Here is a 17,449-nt window from a genome sequence, read left to right on the forward strand (position 1 = left end):
GGGGGATTTTGAAATGAAGCGACTAAAATACGCATTGTAATTTGAAATTTTCCATACCATAATCATAAATTATCAAAGAAATCCTAAGTTTGCAGTTAATAACTGCCTATGGAGCTGATCAGAAAATATTTTCCTACCCTAACAGACACCCAATTATCTCAATTTGAGCAGTTAAGCGTCCTTTACCAGGATTGGAATTTAAAAATTAATGTAGTCTCCAGAAAAGATATCGAAGAACTATACCTGCGTCATGTGCTTCATTCGCTGGGGATCGCAAAAGTACAAGCCTTTAAGTCGGATTCCCGAATCCTGGATGTGGGAACCGGTGGTGGTTTTCCCGGAATTCCGCTCGCAATTCTCTTTCCGGAGGTTCATTTTCACCTGGTGGATAGTATAGGCAAGAAAATAAAAGTTGTTCGCGAGGTTTCCGATGCCTTGCAACTGGATAATGTACAGATCACCAACGATAGGGTAGAGACAATTAACGACCGCTACGATTTTATTGTGAGCAGGGCAGTGGCCCAAATGGAGACCTTTGTAAGATGGGTAAAGGATAATGTGGCTAAAAAGAGCAACCACGATTTAAAAAACGGAATATTATACCTAAAAGGTGGTGACCTTACCGAAGAACTCGCACCTTTCCCAAAGGCGACCATTTATCCACTCACAGATTTCTTTGAAGAAGATTTCTTCCAAACCAAAAGTGTGGTTCACCTCCCACTTAAATTCAAGCCATAAAAAAAGCAGCGATCTACGCTGCTTTTTTTTAAATATTACCCAAGGAAAGGATATCGATAATCTGAAGGTGAAACGAACGTCTCTTTTACCATTCGTGGTGACACCCAGCGATACAGGTTCAGTTTGCTTCCGGCCTTGTCGTTTGTTCCACTGGCTCGAGCACCACCAAAAGGTTGTTGCCCAACAACGGCTCCTGTAGGTTTGTCGTTAATATAGAAATTACCCGCCGCATTTTCCAGGATACGTACGGCTTGCTCCAATGCATAACGGTCTTCACTGAAAACTGCCCCTGTAAGTGCATACTCTCCGGTTTCATCTACTAGATGCAGGGTCTTTTCCCAGTTCTTATCATCAAAAACGTAAATGGTAACCACCGGCCCGAATAACTCGGTACACATGGTTTCGTAATTGGGGTCTGTAGTTAAGATGACCGTAGGCTCAATAAAATAACCCTTGGATTTATCGTATCCACCTCCGGCGATGATCTTAGCTTTCTTGCTCTTTTTGGCCTTGTCTATGAACTTCTTCAACTTGTTGAAGGAGCCTTCGTGGATCACGGCAGTTATAAAGTTGCTCATGTCCTCCGGTGATCCCATTTTAAAGGATTTTATATCGGCAAGAAGCTGTTTCTCTACTCTCGCCCAAATGGATTTCGAAATGTAACAGCGGCTAGCTGCGCTACATTTCTGACCCTGAAATTCGAACGCACCCCTGGCGATAGCGGTAGCTACCTGCTTAGGGTTGGCCGTTTTATGAGCTACAATAAAGTCTTTTCCACCGGTTTCACCTACTATGCGAGGATAAGTTTTATATTTATGAATGTTGTTCCCGATCTTCTGCCAGATATCTTTAAATACGTTGGTAGAACCTGTAAAGTGGAAGCCGCTGAAATCCGGACTCGCTAATACAGTGTCGGTAATCATTACCGGATCACCCATTACCATATTGATCACTCCTGCGGGTACACCCGCTTCTTTGAAGACATCCAGGATCACTTTGGCTGAATACACCTGGCTGTCACTGGGCTTCCATACCACCACATTACCCATAAGGGCTGCACTAGCTGGCAGGTTGGCCGCAATGGCTGTGAAATTAAATGGTGTAATAGCGTAAATAAACCCTTCAAGCGGACGGTATTCTAGTCGGTTCCAGGCTCCTGAAGTAGATTCCGGCTGTTCGCTGTAGATCTCTGTCATGAACTGCACGTTGAATCTCAGGAAGTCTATAAGTTCACAGGCGGCATCGATCTCGGCCTGGTAAATATTTTTCGATTGGCCGATCATGGTCGCGGCGTTGATCTTTGCCCGGTAAGGCCCGGCAATGAGTTCGGCGGCTCTAAGAAATATTGCTGCACGTTGTTCCCAGGGGGTTACTGCCCATTTTTCACGCGCCTTTAACGCAGAGTCTATAGCGTCTTTTACATGAGATTTTTTTGCTTTGTGATAGGTCCCTACAACGTGTTGATGGTCGTGCGGTGGCACCATTTGTGAGGTATCTCCGGTCTTAATGTTTCTTCCGTTGATATATAGTGGTACATCCACAGTACTATTGAACATCTTTTTGTAAGTAGCGAGTACTTCTTCGCGCTCGGGAGAACCCGGAGCGTAATCCTTTACAGGCTCATTTATCGCAATAGGTACTTCAAAAAATCCTTTTCCCATGTGTATATTTTTAAGGGTTATTTTGTAGACCGCAAAGGTACAAAATTTAGCCTGAAATTTCCGTTATCATCTCCGGGTTAAAATCTTCGAATATGAAGGATTTTTATTCTGAAGAAAATTCATTTTCGTATTTTCACTTCACAAATTTTCTTAGTAATAATCTATGTGTACGCTCACCTTTATGCCTCAATCTGATGGAGGATTTGTTATCACCTCGAACAGGGACGAGGCACCCGGACGTGAAACCCTTATGCCGGCGATCTACGAGCAGGACGGTAGCCGTTTGCTATTTCCGAAGGATGTATTGGCCGGAGGTACATGGATAGGAATAAGTGACCAAAAGCGATTTGTAAGTTTGATGAACGGAGGTTTTACCGCTCACAAGCGGGAACCCTCATACAGGATGAGCAGGGGGGTGATCGTCACTACTTTATTGGCGGCAGATTCGCTGTTGGGTGCCATCGAAGCCTTCAGTTTTAGTGGTATTGAACCCTTTACGCTAGTTGCGGTTGATTATTCGGAAACCCTTCAGGTCTTCGAGCTGGTGTGGGATGGTGAAAATTCGCATCTTTCAGAAAAACCCCTCGCACCGGCTATATGGTCTTCGTCTTTATTGTATTCAGAAGAAATGAAAAAAAAGCGGGAAAAATGGTTTGCCAATTTCCTGTTCGAGCATATTCATCCTACTGCCGAACAACTATTGCAATTTCATAAAACGGCTGGGGAAAGCGACCCTAGAACAGACCTTATTATGGATCGTGGGTTTGTGAAAACTAAAAGTATTACACAGATCGTTGCCTCCGGCTCGATAGAAATGTATTATGAAGATCTTCAGAAAGAAAAAAAAGAAAGGTACAGGCTATGATCTAAGATCAATTCATGGCAAAGTCTGTAAACAATCTAAATGAAGGGATATCTACTTTGAAAGCCGATTTATTGCTGAAATTGATCATCGTAAATGCACCGCTCATGGCACCAATAGGTGAAAGTAGCATACAGCCGCTACTGTAGGTGTGTACTTCTCCGGGTTCGAGAACGGGTTTCATGCCTATTACTCCCTGTCCACTCACTTCCTGTGTATCATTTAAGGCATCCTTTATATTCCAGTAACGGGAGATTAATTGAACCGTATCCTTACTGTTATTTTCTATGGAGATGGTATACGAAAAGGCATAGCTTGTTTTATGCTCATTACCAAGAAACCCCTCATATTGAGTGGTTACCGAAATCTTTATACCTTTTGTTACCTGTTGCACCATTTTAATACATTGCTGCGGTGACCGCAAAGAATAGGAGTGCGGCTATAGTAGCTCCTATCCAGAATATCCAGTTTAAAAATATAAATTTTATTATAGTTATGAGTCGGTTTTGCTGATAAAAATTACGCAGGGCTTTATAAAAGTAAAACGGACCTACCAGCGACAGGACTATGGAAAAGACCAAATTATCGTTTCCATTGAGGATGATGGAGTCCGGGATCAGGCAGATTATTGCCGCTAGAAATACAAAACTAAAAATATGGAATATAAAGATCATATGTTCCATATAGGTATACTTCTTCTTCGAATAGATAAGCCAAAAGAAAAAGGCATAGACCGGGGTGAAAAAGAACAGAAAGAAGGGGGTTTTCTCCAGCAAATACTGAACAAATTCACCGGGGTTCTTCTCAATTCTTTCAATGGATTCGTTCTTGCTGTATGCCCATCGATTATAGCTGTTATTTCTGTGATTCATACTATCCAGGGCAACCACAGGATTTATGATCTTTGTGGTTTTATAAAAATCCCTGTACAACATGAACCTTTCAACATTACGTTCTAATCCATCCATGGTGTCGAGCACTTCTTCTGCGATCAGGGTGTAAGACGGTGCTTCGTTACCTCTCCCAATAAAAGGTAATTTATTGATCTTCTTTAACAGCGAATCCACTTCGGCATCATCGATGTTGATCTCTTCCGCTTCGATAATAGAATCTAAATTATTTTCTTTTAGATCGACATTGTTTTTCTTCAAAACCGAATCCAGCAATTTTATATTTTTTTTACGGGTAGCATCGAACCCTGTGGTATCAATACCAAAATCCCCAAACCTGAAATCATTTCCTCCACCATTGTTTTTTACCGAAGATCCATTATTTATAGTGGCTTCATTAAAAAAGGAATTGTTGTTTGAAAATGTACTTATAAGCCCTTGTAGGATGAAATAGATAATGGAAACACTTAGGAAGAATCTGAACGGATTGGCATATTTCAATCGCTGACCGTTCACATAATTGCGGGTGATCACCCCAGGCTTGAATAAAAGATCTTTTAAAGTATAACGAAATCGGGAATCGTAGGTTATGATACTACCCAAAAACTCCCCAAAGAAGTCCTTCAGCTGAAGACTTTTGGTGGTATTGAGCTGAGAGCAATAGGAGCAATAGCGGTCTGTTAGTTCTAAAGGATGCCCACAATTTCTGCATTCGGCAGCGCGATATTTCATCGCTTTCCTACCTTTTACGGGTACGGGCTTTTTATCGTCCATAGCCAAAGTTAAATAAACTTAGCTTTAATTTTAAAAGAAAATAGATCAGTTGTTAGTGATATTGGTAGAGTTTGCCATCCCAAGTCCAATTAAACGATCGTATCTACCTCCAAGTTCCCTGTAATACACTAGCACGGTATAGTCGTTCTCGGTCTGCCAGAAATTACCGCTCACGGCGCCTTCGTCTATGGAGCCGTCACGGTCTACCAGCACGTATTTATAATTGTAAAATCCTTGTTTGAAAAGTCGGGACGTTTTATAAGTATCACTGTACTCGTCATATTTTAAATAGGTGCTGCCGTCTATGGTCCAGTTATTAAAATTTCCATAGATATGTAGTTCTTTATCCCCTATGTCCTCAAAGTACTGCAGGCTGAAATGCATTACAACATACTCGGCTTCAATGGTGGGGTCAGGGGCATTGATATTGCGTACCACAAAATTACCGTTGATATCGGGATTGTAGGTGTAGGGCCTATCGGCTCTCGAAATATCTGTAAAGAGATAATTCTCATACAGGTCTTTGAGGTCTACACTCCTAACCCCGTTATTGGCTGCGCGTACATCTTTGTTATCAAAATTGAGAAACTCGTTACCACCCCAAAAAGACGATTCCTGATCGTAGCGATAGATCAATTCTGTTCCTATGGTATATTGAGGTTTGAGGTCTGTGATGGCAGTTTTAAGATTGTTGTTCTGCATGACCAGTACATGTACATTTTGCTTCGGATTGATAAGCTGAAGGGTGGGAGAGTTGATACTAAATTGCACCGACTGTTTTTCCTGTATATAGTTCAGGTCCCTGGATCGTTTCACAGCCACACTAACTCCAACGATGTTTTCGAGTACCATGAATTTTCGTGAAAACACAAGTTCCGAATCGTCATTATAAATGCTTATGAGGTAGTTTCCACTTTTGGTTATCGCTCTCGTTTCCCTGTTGGGGATATTAAGATAGTAATGAGAGAAGATCTGAAGGGTATTAAGTGAATTTTCATAGGTTTCTATACGCACGTCGTCGAAACCGTTAAGGAACTCACCTTTGGAAAGATCACTTTCGGTCCAGTCGAAATTATGATGGGTAATTACATAGTAATAATCTTCTTCGTCACCATTTAGCGCGTCGAAAGATAATTGCAGTCTCTCACCAAGGCGGATGACGGGTAGCTGACTCTGAGATGTACTTCCTTTAAACTGGACGGTTCTAATATAGTGAGGAGGAGGGATCTCAATCGCTTGTCCAAACAAGGGAGCGCCAAGTGTTAAAAATAAGATGATGGTTAATGATATTTTACCCATGAAATGCGGTTTAGAGGCTAAAGATAAACAAATTTTATGCCTTAAATTAAGTCGAAAACGTTTGCGGTTTACATAACAAAAAATTATTTCCATTTATTGCGCGATGCGACTTTTAATTCATAAATTTGCACACCCGAAAAAAGCGTTCGGGCCTTAAAAGAAATTTAACACGACTGTCCTATGTCAAAAGACATTAAGATTAAAAAAGGTCTTAACATTCGATTAAAAGGCGAAGCCGAAAAAACCCTTTCTAACGCTCCACGTTCTCGTACTTTCGCCATCAGACCCTCCGACTTTCATCTTATTACTCCAAAAATGGTTGTTAAAGAAGGCGCAAAATTGCAGGCCGGAGACACCATTTTTTACTCAAAAGATAACGAGCCCATAAAATTTGTTTCTCCTGTAAGCGGTACACTTACGGCGATTGAAAGAGGGCCAAAACGAGTTATTACCCGTTTGTTGATAGAAGGAGATCAGCAGGATACATTCAAGGATTTTGGGAAACTGGATCCGGGAGCTTCCTCTGCCGAGGTGATCAGGGAATTGTTATTGAGCGCAGGCTGCTGGCCCTTTATAAAACAACGTCCTTACGACGTTGTGGCCAGGCCAGACTCACAGCCAAAGGCGATATTTGTTTCGGGCTATTCTACGGCTCCTCTTGCGGCCGATCTGGATTTTACCCTGAAGGGTAAAGAGAACGAACTTCAGGCGGCACTTACCGCCCTTTCGAAACTTACCGAAGGGGTAGTACATGTTTGTGTTGGGAGTAATGATTCGCCTCTTGCCGGAATGAAGGATGTTACCTTGCACCATATTAAAGGACCACATCCGGCTGGGAACGTGGGAACACAGATCGCAAAGATCGATCCTGTTAACAAAGGTGAAATTGTATGGACAGTAGCTGCACAGGACCTGGTGATCATTGGAGAATTACTCTTAACCGGAAAGTTTAATGCAGAACGGGTAATTGCCCTGGCAGGTTCATCGGTAAAATCCCCAAAATATTACCGAACACGAATTGGCTCTGAGGTTTCTACCTTTGTGTACGATTCGGGATTGGAGGAAGAGAATGTGAGAGTGATTAGCGGGGATGTACTAACAGGTACCGCCATCTCACCAAAAGGACACCTTGGGTTTTACAACAACACAGTAACGATCATCCCCGAAGGAGATGACTACGAATTCTTCGGTTGGAACAAACCCGTATTTAACAAGATATCACCATCCAGAGCATTGACCTTCTCCTGGATGTTTCCGAAGAAAAAATTTGAATTGAACACCAATACCAACGGCGAGCATCGTGCTTTTGTAGTAACCGGAAATTACGAGGAAGTATTTCCATTGGATATATATCCTTTACAGATTTTGAAGGCATGTATGGTTCAGGACCTGGATCAGATGGAAGCATTAGGGATGTACGAAGTTGCACCCGAAGACTTCTCATTAACAGAGTTTATTTGTGTTTCAAAACAACCACATCAGGAGATCATTAGAAAAGGTCTGGATTTAATGTATAAAGAAATTGGATAACGCTATGGGATTGAAGCAAAAATTACATAGGCTTAAAGAAAAATACAAGGGTACCAAAATGGCACCTGCTTTTAATGCACTACATACCTTTTTGTATCTGCCTAACGAAACTACACATGGCGGTACGCATGTAAAAGCAGCAGACGACCTGAAACGAACCATGAACATCGTGATCATGGCACTTGTTCCTTGTCTTATCTTCGGAATGTTCAATGCGGGTTATCAGCATTATCTGGCTTTAGGAGAGATCAATGCTGTCTCGGGAGGATTCTTTAGTTCAGAATTCTGGACCATGAGCAACTTCTCTGTAGGGGCATGGAAAATATTACCATTAGTTGCTATCTCCTATGGAGTGGGACTGGGGATAGAGTTCTTGTTTGCCGTAATAAAAGGCCATGAAGTAGAAGAGGGCTATCTGGTAACCGGGATGCTGGTGCCTTTAATCGTGCCTGTTGATATTCCATTGTGGATGCTTGTAGTGGCTGTGGCTTTTGGTGTAGTGATCGGGAAAGAGGTGTTTGGCGGAACCGGAATGAATATTTTAAATCCTGCCCTAACCATTAGAGCTTTCTTGTTCTTTGCCTATCCAACATGGATGAGTGGTGATAAAGTTTGGGTGCATGGTGCTGTGGAGAGAGCAGGGACACCAGACGCTATTTCGGGTGAGACAATTCTTGGTAGCCTTGCGCAGAATAAAGCATTCGAATACGATACTATGGATATGCTCTTTGGATTTATACCTGGCTCGGTAGGAGAAACATCCACATTGCTCATCATTCTTGGAGCTCTTATTCTTATTTTCACAAAAATTGGTAGCTGGCGTATAATGCTTTCTTCCATTATCGGGGCTCTTGTGATGGGTTATCTTTTCAATGTAGTAGCTGAGTTGGGATGGATTTCTGAAAGTAGTAAATTCTATAGCCTGATGAGTATCGAATTCTGGAAACACCTTCTTATTGGTGGTCTGGCATTTGGAATCGTTTATATGGCAACAGACCCTGTAACTGCATCTCAAACCAATAAAGGGAAGTGGTTCTATGGATTCCTTATTGGTTTTATTTCGGTGATGATACGAGTGTTCAACCCGGCATATCCCGAAGGTGTAATGCTTGCCATTCTATTGATGAATGTGTTTGCCCCAACGATAGATCACTATGTGCTTCAGGGGAATATAAAGAGAAGAGCGAAACGTTTAAAAGTTAAAACTGCTTAATTATGGCAATTAACACAGAAAAGAATAGTTATACCGTCGTTTTTGCTATCATTATGGTATTGGTAGTAGGATCGCTGCTGGCGGGTCTTGCTAATGGTTTCAAACCTTTGATCAAGGCTAACGAACGTTACGAGAAACAACAAAACATCCTTTATGCCATGGGAGTTCATGAAAATGAAGGTCCTAATGATGTAGTTTTTATCCCTACCGACAGGGTGGAGGCCGAGTTCGCTAAATACATCAAAAAACAATATGTGATCCAGGGCGATAAAGTGATCGAGGATGACCAGGCCTATCTTATAGATATAAAAAAAGAAGCTAATAAAGCGAAAGATGGAAATTACCAGAGAAGGCTGCCACTTTTTGTGGGAGAGAAAGATGGTGAAGAGATCTATGTGATGCCTGTTCGCGGAAAAGGACTTTGGGATGCGATCTGGGGCTTTGTGGCCGTAGACAAGACCATGACCATTAAGGGAGTTTATTTCGATCACAAAGGTGAAACACCGGGTCTGGGTGCAGAGATCAAGCAACGATACTTTATGGATGATTTTACAGGCGAGAAGTTTCTGGATGGTAGTGCCTTCGAAGGTATAACCGTAGCTAAAGGAAACAACGACCCTAAGAATGAAGACAAAACAGATGGAGAGGTAGATGCTTTGGCCGGGGCCACCATAACCGGAGACGGTTTAACTGCTATGCTGAAGAAAGACGTGAGATTATACGTGGACTATTTCAAAAAATTAAATTAATTGTATGGGACTTCTATCTAAAAAAGACAGCAAATTAATACTAGACCCATTAGCAGATAACAACCCAATTACAATACAGGTATTGGGAATTTGTTCTGCTTTGGCGATCACTGCCCAACTGAAACCGTCCATCGTGATGGCGATATCGGTGATCTTTGTGCTAGGGGTAGGAAATGTTATCATCTCCCTGATGAGAAACATCATTCCTTCCAAGATCAGGATTATTGTACAATTGATCGTGGTAGCTACGCTGGTGATCATTGTAGACCAGGTTTTAAAAGCCTTCGCCTACGAATTAAGCAAGGAACTCTCGGTTTTCATCGGACTTATAATCACCAACTGTATCATTATGGGACGTTTTGAGGCTTTTGCACTTGGCAATGGTCCTTGGAAATCGTTTCTGGATGGTGTTGGAAATGCGTTGGGATACGGTATCATCCTTATCATTGTAGGTTTCTTTCGTGAACTTTTAGGTTCCGGAACTCTTTTTGGTTTTAAAGTACTGGGAGATCCAGTAGAGAAGACATTCTTATATTCCATAGGATACGAGAACAACGGTTTTATGGTGCTACCTCCAATGGCCCTTATCGTAGTAGGTATCATTATATGGGTACAAAGAAGCAGGAACAAGGAATTAATCGAAGAAAACTAGTAGCAGCTACTGAAAACATTACACTATGGAACACGTAGAATTATTTTTTAAGTCGGTCTTTGTAGACAACATGGTATTTGCATATTTCCTCGGAATGTGTTCCTACCTGGCTGTTTCGAAAAAGGTGAGCACTGCGGTGGGTTTAGGAGCCGCTGTGATCTTTGTTTTAACGGTTACAGTGCCATTAAACTGGTTACTGGATCAATATATACTTCAGGAAGGTGCATTAAGTTGGTTGGGAGCAGAATTTGCCGAATACGATCTTAGTTTCCTTTCTTTTATTCTCTTTATTGCTACCATTGCTACCATGGTGCAGTTAGTTGAGATCGTAGTTGAACGATTTTCTCCATCTCTATATAATTCACTAGGGATTTTCCTACCACTTATTGCGGTAAACTGTGCAATTCTTGGAGGCTCGTTATTTATGCAGTCGCGGGAGATCGAAAGTTTCACACTCGCGCTAAATTACGGATTCAGTAGTGGGATAGGATGGTTCCTGGCAATTTTAGCGATCGCGGCTATCCGTGAGAAGATCCGTTATTCTAATGTACCGGCTCCCTTAAGAGGCCTCGGAATTACCTTTATCATAACAGGACTTATGGCCATTGGCTTTATGAGTTTTGGAGGAATGCTTACCGGAGGCGATGAAGAAATTGAAGTTTCCGAAGTTAGATCGGCAGAAGTTGAAAAGACTTCAGAATTAAATACAGAAAATATAGCGCAGAACGAAACCTTAGAAGTTTCAGAAATAACACCACAGTAGTATGTTCTTAGCAAGCACATTAGGAGTCATAATAGCAACGGTAGTTGCCTTCCTTGTACTCACATTAGCATTAGTTGCCCTCTTGTTATTCACCAAACAAAAATTGGCTCCATCCGGGCCGGTGAAGATCACGATCAATGAGGAAAAGGTGATCGAAGTACCTTCAGGTGGGACGCTGTTATCAACACTTGGAAATCAGAAGGTATTCTTACCATCTGCCTGTGGAGGTGGAGGTACTTGTATTCAGTGCGAATGTCATGTACTTGAAGGAGGTGGAGAAGCTTTACCAACTGAAACTCCTCATTTTACGAGAAAAGAACTTAAGGCTGGAGCCAGATTAGCTTGTCAGGTTAAAGTAAAACAGGATATGAATATTCATATTCCTGAAGAGGTCTTCGGAATAAAAAAATGGGAAGCGACTGTTGTTCGTAATTACAACGTAGCTTCATTTATCAAGGAATTTGTTGTTGAGATCCCGGAGGATATGAACTATAAGGCCGGGGGTTATATACAGATAGAAATCCCACCATGCGAGGTGAAATATTCGGATATTGACATAACAGCTCACCCGGAAGAACACGACTCCCCGGATAAATTCCAGGCCGAGTGGGATAAATTTGGATTATGGCCATTGGTAATGAAAAATACCGAAACGGTAGAACGAGCCTATTCCATGGCTTCTTACCCTGCCGAGGGACGCGAGATAATGCTTAATGTTCGTATTGCCACCCCACCTTGGGACAGGGCAAAAAATCAATGGATGCAGGTAAATCCAGGTATTGCTTCCTCTTATATCTTCAATTGTAAGGAAGGGGATAAAGTTACAATTTCAGGCCCTTACGGTGAATTCTTTATAAATCCTTCAGATGCTGAAATGCTGTATGTGGGTGGAGGAGCCGGAATGGCACCAATGAGATCGCATTTATATCATTTGTTCCGTACACTGAAAACTGGACGTAAAGTTACTTATTGGTATGGGGGGCGCTCAAAACGCGAATTGTTCTACATAGATCACTTCAGAAACCTTGAGAAAGATTTCCCTAACTTCAAATTTTACATGGCTTTATCCGAACCACTTCCGGAGGATAACTGGAAGGTAAAGAAAAGCATAGATGATGAAGGTGACGGATTTGTAGGTTTTATCCACCAGGTGGTTATCGACAATTACCTTAACCATCACGAGACACCGGAAGACATCGAATTGTACTTCTGTGGCCCGCCATTAATGAACCAGGCGGTACAGAAAATGGGTGAGGACTTCGGAATTCCAGACGAAAATATTCGCTTCGACGATTTCGGCGGATAATAAATAATATATACTGAAAATCAACGCTTTACGTTTTGTAAAGCGTTTTTTTTGTATCTTATACCTTAGAAATCAGGCATTTCATCGATAAAAAGTTGCTTTTTTACGATAAAATACTATTTTTGGAGGTAATTTAGTCCGAAATCTTAAAATGCCCCTAAATACCCAATTCTATGAGAAGATTATTATTAGTAGCGATGCTTCTGTCGTTGTTCGTAGGTTCAGCTCAAACCTTGCAACGCAGTGAAGATGCCAATCCAAGAAAAACAGATTCTACAAAATATTCGAAGCAGATCAAAGCGATTGTAGATAGCTATGATCAGACTGCCCTTGCAGACTTACTCCTGGCTAATGATGCCAAAGAAAGAGCCGAGAAACAGGATGCTCTTGCCTACGCTCTAGTAAAGAACATTCCTGTAAAAAAATATAACCCGGATGGGACATTCGATGAACTGCAAAAGATAGCCGCAGACGGTACTCCTATCTATTATACTCTTCACAATGTAAATGCCGCAATTTCCACGCGAGCCAATTTTTTGAACACCGGAGGAGGTTTAGGTTTAACTGTAGACGGAAATGGAATGACCGCTCATGTCTGGGATGGGGGGCCAACTCGCCCTACGCATGAGGCATTCGATGGTCCGGGAGGAACAAATCGAGTTACTATTAATGATGGAAATACCACTCTTGATGGTAATAGTTTTCATGCGCAACACGTAACTGGAACAATCTTAGCTTCCGGTCAGCCGGATGCATCCTCTAAAGGGATGGCCTGGCAGGCAACTGCATTAACGCACGACTGGAATAGCGACCTAACCGAAGCAACAGCCGAGGCGATGGCGGGAATGCTGCTCTCCAATCACTCGTATGGATATAATGCAACCGCCATACCCGATGCCTGGTTTGGCCAATATGGTTCTGATGCCAGGGATTGGGACCAGTTGTTGTATAATTCTCCCTACTACCTCCAGATAAAATCGGCCGGAAATGATGGTAGCAACGATTCTGCGAACGCTTTACCGCTGGACGGGCAGTCGGCATACGACAAGCTTAATGGTGATGCTTGCGCCAAGAACAACCTCGTAATAGCAAACGGACAGGATGCATCGGTGAACGCCACCACAGGAGCACTGATATCTGTAACACGGAACTCCGGAAGTAGTGAAGGACCTACAGATGATTACAGGATCAAACCGGATATCATGGCCAATGGTACCAGTTTAAGATCTACTCTGGAAACTAGCGATTCTGCCTACGGGAATTTAACAGGGACGTCCATGTCGGCGCCAAATACAACTGGTACTCTTCTGCTATTGCAAGAACACTATAACGATGTGAACGGATCCTTTATGAAGGCCGCCACCCTTAAAGGGTTAGCGCTACACACAGCAGATGATGTTGCCCCTTCAGGCCCAGATGCTCAGACGGGTTGGGGACAGTTAAATGCTAAGTTTGCTGCTGAAACTATCTCTGCTTCACCAACAACTGCATTGATCTCAGAATTAAATTTAACAAATGGTGGAACGTATCAAATCACCATTCAGTCTGATGGTGTTAACCCATTAATGGCATCGATCTCCTGGACCGATCCCGCGGGTGTTGCAAATAGTGGAACCAATAGTAATACCCCTGCCTTGGTAAACGACCTTGATCTAAGACTGAATAATGGAACAACATACACTCCCTGGAGACTAACAGGAGTTACAACAAACGGAACTGGAGACAATATTGTGGACCCATATGAGCGAATCGATATTTCGGGTGCGTCTGGTCAATATACACTCACTGTAACACATAAGGGGTCCCTTACCAATGGATCGCAGGACTTTTCACTTATCGTTACTGGAGGTACTATAGCAGCCTCCTCTCCGGAAATTTCTTACGGAACAACCACAACCACATCTACCGAAGGTACAGATTGTAGCTTTACCGATGTAGTGGTACCACTCAATATCGCCATGGCTCCTTCCCAAAACGCCGATGTCACGTTTTCGGTAAACGGCGGAACGGCAACAAATGGCGTTGATTACGAGATATTAACACCATCGGTTACTTTCCTGCAAGGACAAACTGCCTCTCAAAACCTAACCGTTCGTTTTTATAACGATGGGGTAGTTGAGAGTCCGGAAACTGCGATAATCGACTTTACCGTGAATGCAAATGGTGGAGATGCTACAGCGAATCCTGCGGCAGATTCCCTCACCATAACTATGAACGACGACGATGCGGTACCTGCCGTATCTACCGATGTCACCTTATTTACCGAAGACTTTGAGGATTGGACCGGCTGGTTGAACGCCGATAGAGATGGCGACGGCAATGTATGGGTGTCCATTTCTTTCTCCTCAGGAGGATATACAGGATTTTCGGGTAATTTTGCAGGTTCGGAAACAGATCTAACCATCCTGGGAGGTACTGGTTCTGCTAATGCAGATAATTACCTAATTAGCCCTCAGGTAAGCATCCCATCAAACACCACTAATACGGCCTTTAATTTTTCTGTTGGCGGATTCAATTCGGTAGAACATTACAGACTACAGTGGACTACAGACATTTCCACCTATGGCACTATAGATGCCGGTGTTATACTGGAAGAACGAAATTCAATATCTGGTGATGGTGAAATACGGACCGTAAACAGGACCGACCTGGCCGGACAGACGGGCTATTTTGTGATCAGGCACTATAATTCATCTGCCAACAATGGTCTTCTACTCTTTGACGGACTTTCCATTGTTGCTACCACAGAAACTCCGGTTCAAACCGCGGTTAACTCGGGAACAAGCGATCAAACAGATGTGCCGGGATCCGGGACTATGTATGCAGACGATAGTTCATCCGGGAGCATTATGCTGGCCATTAACAATACCGGAGGCGACGATTACGGTTGTGTAACATCCCATGTGTCGAGAGCGGGTACAAGTGCCCAGGCCTATATGGGAAGTACAAGCCCAAACCTGGTGATGGACAAAACCTTTAATATTAGTACAGCTAATAGCGTCGCTACCGGGAACACTTCTATAACATTCTATTTTACCGAGGCGGAGGTGGCCGGATGGGAAGCTGCTGCGCCAGGGGCGAGAGCTAATCTGGTTGCTGCTCGTGATGACGGTAGCTCGGTTGAGACTTCTACACTTGTTATTGGTGCATTTGGAAGTCATGTCACCTTAACAGGTACCTTTACCGGATTGGAGGGGACATACTATTTCGGCCCGCTGGGTGCCTTTGTCCCTTGTACCGGGGTAACCAAGACCTGGGATGGTTCTAACTGGAGCCCTGCCGGAGCACCTGGTGGAACAGATATAGTGGTCATCAATGGGAATTATAACACAGCGACACATGGGGATCTTGATGCTTGTACTTTAACCATTAATTCAGGATTTACCCTTACTGTAAACGCAAATGGTTACCTGAATGTGGATGGAGATATAACTGTATCCGGTACCTTAGACGTAGAACATACGGGGAGTGTGGTACAGGTAGACCCTGATGGAGTGGTTACAAATTCCGGTTCGATTAATGTTGATATTACCACCCCTCCTCTTAAAGAACGCGACTTCCTAATACTGGGTAGCCCTATGAATGCTGAAACCAGGGGAGGTGTCTTCGGAAGCGCTTATAATGTACAGGAATATACCCCGGCTAATTTCATCCCCCATGGTAGCGTGCCTGCTGGTGGAACAAATTTTGCCGACGACAACTTTAACGATTGGAACGAGATGACCTCCGGTACTCTCAACCCGGGTGAAGGATATCTTGTATATCCTCAGGCGGCGTATATCGATCCGGCTTATGCGGGTCCACCGCCGGTTACCACTATCGCGTTCCCGTTATCCTATACACAGGGAACACTGAACAATGGAACAATAAATCAATCTATTGTGTACAATGGTGGGTCTAATCCGGACGGAACTCCTAATATCCTGGCTAATCCATACCCTTCGCCTATAAGTGCGAACCTGTTGGTGTCCAATAACGCCTTGATCAATGAGGTGTATTTCTGGGAACATCTTACCCCGCCAAGTTCATCCACTCCGGGAGCAAATAACATCAATGTCTCCATGGATGATATTTCAATGCACAATGGAACGATGGGTGTGCCGGCAGCTAACGATACAGGAACCAGTACCACACCAAATGGTGTGATCTCAACGGCCCAGGGATTTGGAATTAAAGCTGGTGCTTCCGGAACGGTTACCTTCACCAACAGTATGCGTCTCACCACTGGGAACACAACTCTTAGAAATAATATCGAAGAAATCGATAAGATCACCTTGAAAGTAGAGAACGATCAATTCGAGCTAAGAAGTTACACCGGGATTGGTTTCCGAAGTGAAGGAACACCGCAACTCGACCAGAATATGGATTCTAACAGACTGGCTACAATGATCGCCCTTTATTCACATCTGGAGGATGGTAGCGAACAGTTAGGAATACAAACACGTGAAAGCTTTGAAACCGGGATAAAGATCCCTATGGGCTTTGCTTCACAGGTAGATACAGATGCGCTCTATGTGGTCTCCATCAGTAGTATTGAAGGTAGTGAGATAGCCAATGCTCATGTCTATCTCGTTGATCACTTAACTAATACAATTACCGATCTTACCCAAGGATCTTACCAGTTCAGTAGTAATAAAGGTACTTTTAATAGCAGGTTTACCTTACAGTTTGAAAGTGAAAATCTGGGTACCGATGATCTGGCCCTTGAGAAGATCTCAGTTTATCCGAACCCTACAGACAACCTTCTTACTATATTGTCACCAGGTGCAGGAATAGATGGAGTTGTGATCTATGATCTTCGAGGTAGAAAAGTGGAAGAAGTTAGTCTAAATGGCGAGAGAAGCTACGCCGTAGATATGTCGGCACTTGGATCGGCTATGTATTTCATCACGATTTCCACCGAGAACGGATCGATCACTAAAAGAGTTATAAAACAATAGAGAATCTAAAACTATTTGAAAAACCGCCTTTTAACAAGGCGGTTTTTTTATGTTTAAAAAATATTGTTCTTC

Annotated in this window: 13 protein-coding genes; 9 read left to right on the forward strand and 4 right to left on the reverse strand. The window is 42.9% G+C overall.

All coding sequences use genetic code 11. The annotated features are described in order from the left end of the window. Positions 1-108: 108 nt before the first annotated feature. Entirely contained in the window at positions 109-738 is a 630-nt protein-coding gene (gene rsmG / locus C5O00_RS08765) for a 16S rRNA (guanine(527)-N(7))-methyltransferase RsmG (RefSeq protein ID WP_105216500.1), read from the forward strand. A gap of 35 nt (positions 739-773) precedes the next feature. Here the strand turns inward: rsmG and pruA are convergent, their stop codons facing one another. Beyond that, complete coding sequence (gene pruA, locus C5O00_RS08770; protein ID WP_105216501.1) at positions 774-2,399, reverse strand: L-glutamate gamma-semialdehyde dehydrogenase; 1,626 nt, start codon at positions 2,397-2,399, stop codon at positions 774-776. 163 nt (positions 2,400-2,562) lie between these two features. Between pruA and C5O00_RS08775 the strand changes: the two genes are divergently transcribed. Then, complete coding sequence (locus C5O00_RS08775) at positions 2,563-3,264, forward strand: NRDE family protein (protein ID WP_105216502.1); 702 nt, start codon at positions 2,563-2,565, stop codon at positions 3,262-3,264. Between the two features lie 7 nt (positions 3,265-3,271). Here the strand turns inward: C5O00_RS08775 and apaG are convergent, their stop codons facing one another. Genes apaG through C5O00_RS08790 form a run of 3 tightly spaced genes read right to left on the reverse strand, consistent with a single transcriptional unit; the run spans position 3,272 to position 6,224 of the window. Further along, on the reverse strand, positions 3,272-3,658 hold the full coding sequence (gene apaG, locus C5O00_RS08780; protein ID WP_105216503.1) for a Co2+/Mg2+ efflux facilitator ApaG/CorD: 387 nt from the start codon (positions 3,656-3,658) through the stop codon (positions 3,272-3,274). A gap of 1 nt (position 3,659) precedes the next feature. After that, positions 3,660-4,925 carry a DUF3667 domain-containing protein gene (locus tag C5O00_RS08785; RefSeq protein ID WP_105216504.1) on the reverse strand — a complete coding sequence of 422 codons (1,266 nt, stop codon included), beginning with the start codon at positions 4,923-4,925 and terminating at the stop codon, positions 3,660-3,662. A gap of 45 nt (positions 4,926-4,970) precedes the next feature. After that, positions 4,971-6,224 (reverse strand): type IX secretion system plug protein, encoded by a 1,254-nt coding sequence (locus tag C5O00_RS08790; protein WP_105216505.1) that lies wholly within the window; start codon positions 6,222-6,224, stop codon positions 4,971-4,973. Between the two features lie 180 nt (positions 6,225-6,404). Between C5O00_RS08790 and C5O00_RS08795 the strand changes: the two genes are divergently transcribed. The 7 genes from C5O00_RS08795 to C5O00_RS08825 all read left to right on the forward strand — a co-directional run bounded on the left by C5O00_RS08795 (position 6,405) and on the right by C5O00_RS08825 (position 17,377). Beyond that, positions 6,405-7,754 (forward strand): Na(+)-translocating NADH-quinone reductase subunit A, encoded by a 1,350-nt coding sequence (locus C5O00_RS08795; RefSeq protein WP_105216506.1) that lies wholly within the window; start codon positions 6,405-6,407, stop codon positions 7,752-7,754. A 4-nt stretch (positions 7,755-7,758) separates the two neighbouring features. Continuing rightward, positions 7,759-8,967, forward strand: a complete 1,209-nt coding sequence (locus C5O00_RS08800) for an NADH:ubiquinone reductase (Na(+)-transporting) subunit B (protein ID WP_105216507.1) — start codon at positions 7,759-7,761, stop codon at positions 8,965-8,967. 2 nt (positions 8,968-8,969) lie between these two features. Beyond that, a complete protein-coding gene (locus C5O00_RS08805; protein ID WP_105216508.1) occupies positions 8,970-9,716 on the forward strand; it encodes a Na(+)-translocating NADH-quinone reductase subunit C in 747 nt (248 codons plus the stop codon). A gap of 4 nt (positions 9,717-9,720) precedes the next feature. Beyond that, positions 9,721-10,368, forward strand: coding sequence for an NADH:ubiquinone reductase (Na(+)-transporting) subunit D (locus tag C5O00_RS08810; protein WP_105216509.1), 648 nt, complete (start codon positions 9,721-9,723; stop codon positions 10,366-10,368). Positions 10,369-10,393: 25 nt separating this feature from the next. After that, positions 10,394-11,131 carry an NADH:ubiquinone reductase (Na(+)-transporting) subunit E gene (nqrE, locus tag C5O00_RS08815; RefSeq protein WP_105216510.1) on the forward strand — a complete coding sequence of 246 codons (738 nt, stop codon included), beginning with the start codon at positions 10,394-10,396 and terminating at the stop codon, positions 11,129-11,131. 1 nt (position 11,132) lies between these two features. After that, positions 11,133-12,437, forward strand: a complete 1,305-nt coding sequence (nqrF, locus tag C5O00_RS08820) for an NADH:ubiquinone reductase (Na(+)-transporting) subunit F (RefSeq protein WP_105216511.1) — start codon at positions 11,133-11,135, stop codon at positions 12,435-12,437. Positions 12,438-12,610: 173 nt separating this feature from the next. Further along, positions 12,611-17,377 (forward strand): RemA C-terminal-like gliding motility protein, encoded by a 4,767-nt coding sequence (locus C5O00_RS08825; protein ID WP_158676813.1) that lies wholly within the window; start codon positions 12,611-12,613, stop codon positions 17,375-17,377. Positions 17,378-17,449: the final 72 nt, after the last annotated feature.

The organism is Pukyongia salina, assembly GCF_002966125.1.
Lineage (GTDB): Bacteria > Bacteroidota > Bacteroidia > Flavobacteriales > Flavobacteriaceae > Pukyongia > Pukyongia salina.

What these genes read in the sequence shown, in the direction of transcription:
- C5O00_RS08810 (WP_105216509.1), top strand. Translation starts at nt 9,721, where the DNA reads ATGGGACTTCTATCTAAAAAAGACAGCAAATTAATACTAGACCCATTA.
- C5O00_RS08775 (WP_105216502.1), top strand. Translation starts at nt 2,563, where the DNA reads ATGTGTACGCTCACCTTTATGCCTCAATCTGATGGAGGATTTGTTATC.
- C5O00_RS08800 (WP_105216507.1), top strand. Translation starts at nt 7,759, where the DNA reads ATGGGATTGAAGCAAAAATTACATAGGCTTAAAGAAAAATACAAGGGT.
- rsmG (WP_105216500.1), top strand. Translation starts at nt 109, where the DNA reads ATGGAGCTGATCAGAAAATATTTTCCTACCCTAACAGACACCCAATTA.
- nqrF (WP_105216511.1), top strand. Translation starts at nt 11,133, where the DNA reads ATGTTCTTAGCAAGCACATTAGGAGTCATAATAGCAACGGTAGTTGCC.
- nqrE (WP_105216510.1), top strand. Translation starts at nt 10,394, where the DNA reads ATGGAACACGTAGAATTATTTTTTAAGTCGGTCTTTGTAGACAACATG.
- C5O00_RS08795 (WP_105216506.1), top strand. Translation starts at nt 6,405, where the DNA reads ATGTCAAAAGACATTAAGATTAAAAAAGGTCTTAACATTCGATTAAAA.
- apaG (WP_105216503.1), bottom strand. Translation starts at nt 3,658, where the DNA reads ATGGTGCAACAGGTAACAAAAGGTATAAAGATTTCGGTAACCACTCAA.
- pruA (WP_105216501.1), bottom strand. Translation starts at nt 2,399, where the DNA reads ATGGGAAAAGGATTTTTTGAAGTACCTATTGCGATAAATGAGCCTGTA.
- C5O00_RS08805 (WP_105216508.1), top strand. Translation starts at nt 8,970, where the DNA reads ATGGCAATTAACACAGAAAAGAATAGTTATACCGTCGTTTTTGCTATC.
- C5O00_RS08825 (WP_158676813.1), top strand. Translation starts at nt 12,611, where the DNA reads ATGAGAAGATTATTATTAGTAGCGATGCTTCTGTCGTTGTTCGTAGGT.
- C5O00_RS08785 (WP_105216504.1), bottom strand. Translation starts at nt 4,925, where the DNA reads ATGGACGATAAAAAGCCCGTACCCGTAAAAGGTAGGAAAGCGATGAAA.
- C5O00_RS08790 (WP_105216505.1), bottom strand. Translation starts at nt 6,224, where the DNA reads ATGGGTAAAATATCATTAACCATCATCTTATTTTTAACACTTGGCGCT.